At 38.7% G+C, this 3,443-nt stretch carries 3 protein-coding genes and 1 rRNA gene; 1 reads left to right on the forward strand and 3 read right to left on the reverse strand.

The window, feature by feature from the left end; translation table 11 throughout:
* Positions 1–115: ribosomal RNA gene (locus H5201_RS22175) — 16S ribosomal RNA — on the reverse strand; the annotation flags it as partial.
* Between the two features lie 622 nt (positions 116–737).
* Between H5201_RS22175 and H5201_RS22180 the strand changes: the two genes are divergently transcribed.
* On the forward strand, positions 738–1,217 hold the full coding sequence (locus H5201_RS22180) for an RNA-binding protein (RefSeq protein WP_145242807.1): 480 nt from the start codon (positions 738–740) through the stop codon (positions 1,215–1,217).
* Here the strand turns inward: H5201_RS22180 and murI are convergent.
* On the reverse strand, positions 1,180–1,995 hold the full coding sequence (gene murI / locus H5201_RS22185) for a glutamate racemase (RefSeq protein ID WP_145242805.1): 816 nt from the start codon (positions 1,993–1,995) through the stop codon (positions 1,180–1,182). The two genes, H5201_RS22180 and murI, sit on opposite strands and share 38 nt — an antisense overlap.
* Before the next feature lie 63 nt (positions 1,996–2,058).
* A complete protein-coding gene (locus tag H5201_RS22190; protein WP_145242803.1) occupies positions 2,059–3,180 on the reverse strand; it encodes a DUF5610 domain-containing protein in 1,122 nt (373 codons plus the stop codon).
* Positions 3,181–3,443 lie beyond the last annotated feature (263 nt).

Below are 3,443 nucleotides of genomic sequence, written 5' to 3' on the forward strand. Positions count from 1 at the left end.
CACCCGTCCGCCGCTCGTCAGCAAAGTAGCAAGCTACTCTCTGTTACCGCTCGACTTGCATGTGTTAGGCCTGCCGCCAGCGTTCAATCTGAGCCATGATCAAACTCTTCAATTAAAAGTTTTTTGTCTTTCGACAGCTCAATGAATTCTGAATTTATTTAATATCTTTCGATATTGAATTGACTGTGCCGAAGCAACTTATAAATAAGTTACTTCTGTTGGTCACTCAGTTCCAATTGAGACTCTAAATCTTTTGCCTTGCTTAGCGAACTAAGCTTGGCTGTTAGAACTCAATCTGTACGAGTGCCCACACAGATGATTGCTTTATATTGTTAAAGAACGTTGCGACATTGTCGCTAGGGATGCGTATAATACATCCTTTATTTTTCGAGTCAACACTTAGTTTTAAACTTTCTTGCGAACATTTAAAACCGAAGTTTTATTTAACTCTCTGAGTTGTTCGTGCTTCGCTATGCGTTAGCGTTTCCCGTCTCAGTGGGGTCGCATTATAGGGAGTTCCAAAAACAGATCAACACTTTTTTTCAATCTTTTGACTGTTCGCTCAAAAAGCACCCAAAACGCTTTAAAAGAACACTCAATCGATGCTTTTTCGAGTCTTTTTTGATGTAAATTAAATTATTTCACATAAATATCATTGCTATGTTCATTTATCGCGTTAAGATAGCAAGTTCACAATGTTAAATTAATGTTTATTTCCTGTTTATTGGTAGATCAAAATGAAATTACCCGATCAAAAATCTCTTATCTCTTCAGTTATCCTTGCTGTTATTGGTTTCGTTATAGTTAATTTTGCGCTTTCGAGCCTACAATTAAGTCCTGCACTGTTATTTGGTGCTGGTTTATTAATTGGTGGTGTAGTTATAGCTGCAATGTCATCTGGCGATGTAGAAGAAGCCGAAGTAAAAACAAAAACACTTTATGTGGGCAATCTTCCTTATCGTGCAAATGAAGGTGTAGTTCGCGCTTTATTTGAAGAACAAGGTAAAGTGTTTAATGTACGCCTATTAAAGGATAAAAATACTGGCAAACGTCGTGGCTTTGGCTTTGTTGAAATGGCAGAGCTAGATGCTGATAATGCTATTGCAAAATTAAACGATAGCGAGTTCCAACAACGTACATTGAAAGTTCGTGAAGCAAAACAAAAACAAGATGATGAATCTAACTCTTTTCGTTCTGAGTCGGATCAATCAGCGTAACTAGCTCCACCGGTTGCTTATCAACATAAATCGAAGCCGTTGCGTAATAACGTAGCGGCTTTTTCTTGCCTGTACAATTAGCATCAAGCTCATCACTGCAATCTATATTATGCCCTTTGAGTATTGCACACACCCGTTTGGCTATTGCTACGCCGGAATCAAGTAATAATACAGTGCTGTTAAAATACTCATTCAAACCTTTTGCTAAAATTGGGAAATGCGTACAACCTAACACGACTACATCCACTCTTTTATCAATAGCGAGACTATCGAGCTCTGCAACTAGTTTGTCTTGGGTAATCTTTTTACTTTGATATGTTTGTTCCGCCAACGTTACAAGTTCAACACTAGCATATAAATGTACTGTGACAGCTTGACCATGCTGGCTTATCAACTGTTGTGTATAACTACTTTGTACTGTTGCTGGTGTGGCCAATAAGGCAATATGCTGTGATTTAGATAATAAAGCGGCGGGTTTAATTGCGGGTACTACACCGACGATCGGTATCGTGGTTAATTCGCGAAGTGCGCTCAGTGCTGAAGTAGATGCGGTATTACAAGCAATAACTAACACATCAACGTTTAATTGTTGTGTTTCTATAAAAATTAATAATCCGGTGAGGCGCTGAATTATGGTTTGTTGACTCAGCTTTCCATAAGGTAGGTAGGCGTTATCCATAAAATAACTATAACGGCCATCAGGTATGTATTGCTGAATATGCTTCAGCACTGTGGTACCACCAATGCCCGAATCAAAAACCATGATATGAGGTGACAAACAACTCGCTCCTTATAATAACTAAGCTGAGCAGTTTGCCACGCGGTGTACTGAAAATAAAGCTTATGCTTCACTCTCTAGTGCTGCTGAGCGCAATTTATTCATTTGCTCAAACATCGATTTTGTATAGTCGACTAATTTGCCTATTTCCTCTTGGTCTTGATTTAACCATTGTAAAATGCCTGACAGTTCATTTTGCAAACCAAGATCACCCGCTTTATTAAAGGCATTTTTTAGATCGTCATTAAATGGAGCTATTTTTTCAGCCACAGCTTTCTCTGGTGTTGGTTTATTCTCTTCATAGCCTTTTATTGCTGCAAACGTTTTAGTTTGCTTTAAGTCCATTGAAAACGCGACGAGCTGTTCGTTGCCTAAGTTGAGCTCTTGTGCTTGTTCAAAGGCTTGTTCCAAATCACCACCAAAAAATGTTTTACTAACATTTTGCAAGTCTTCCATCATTGCATTAATAGCCTTTTGTTCATCTTCGTTTAAGTCACCATTTACTGACATGCTAAATGATAACTCCCGCGATTGTGATGATGCACTGGCATAGCCTTCATTTTGACCATTACGCTGATAACTACTGGCTGATTGCTGTTTAAATGCATCAGCAAAACTAATACTCACTTCGTCACCTTCTGCAGTGGTGAAGTTATACTGAGCATTATTACTTAAACTTAAATACTGTGCTTGAGTAACACTGACAGAATCCGGTTTAGGGTTAAATAAATCCTCTTCAAACTCATCCAGGCCATTAAAAATACCTTCTTTGGATTTTTCTATGCCCTGCTCAATTTCGTCGTTTAGAATACCGGTATCTTTTAATTCACCATAGGCATCATCAATACCTGTTTGCACACCTTTGCGTGCATCACTAAGCATACCTTTGAGTTTTTCATTATCGGCTCCATTGACTTGCGCTTTCTTAACGGCACCAGTTACAAAGTCCAAAACGTTTTTGACTATTTCTTCAAAATCAAATAGTGGCTTGTCTTTTTTCTCTTCCGCGACAGGTAAGCCTAAGGCCTCAGCCATTTTGTCACCTAACACTTTTGCTGCTAATTCTTTACCACGTTGCTGGTAACTATCTTGAGGCGACTGTATTGTAGGTTGCTGTAATGCAGCTTTGTTACTGTATTTATTGACGTTGTTGTTTGGAACAAAGCCAAAGTTGCCAATTTTCATGATCCGACTCCTATTTTTGCTTACTTAAGTATCGGCCCAAAAATAAATAACTAAAGTAAAATGTACAAAAAAACAGCATTTGCTATTACTCAAAATTAGGGCCTGTTGACCTTTAAGGATTAAAATTTGTTCAACCTCGGGGCGATTTAATCACGGCGCGAGATTTGTAACCTAGTGGGCTAAGTAAAAATTGAGCAAAGCTTCCGCGTCCTGCTCACGCCCCTTACTTACATCCATGTAAGTAACAAAGAGTTAATCGCCCC

The sequence above is a fragment of the Pseudoalteromonas sp. SG43-6 genome (assembly GCF_014164365.1).
Classification (GTDB): Bacteria; Pseudomonadota; Gammaproteobacteria; order Enterobacterales; family Alteromonadaceae; genus Pseudoalteromonas; species Pseudoalteromonas rhizosphaerae.

Bases quoted from the DNA above. Each gene is read 5' to 3' on its own strand.
- H5201_RS22180 (WP_145242807.1), top strand. From the start codon at position 738: ATGAAATTACCCGATCAAAAATCTCTTATCTCTTCAGTTATCCTTGCT.
- H5201_RS22190 (WP_145242803.1), bottom strand. From the start codon at position 3,180: ATGAAAATTGGCAACTTTGGCTTTGTTCCAAACAACAACGTCAATAAA.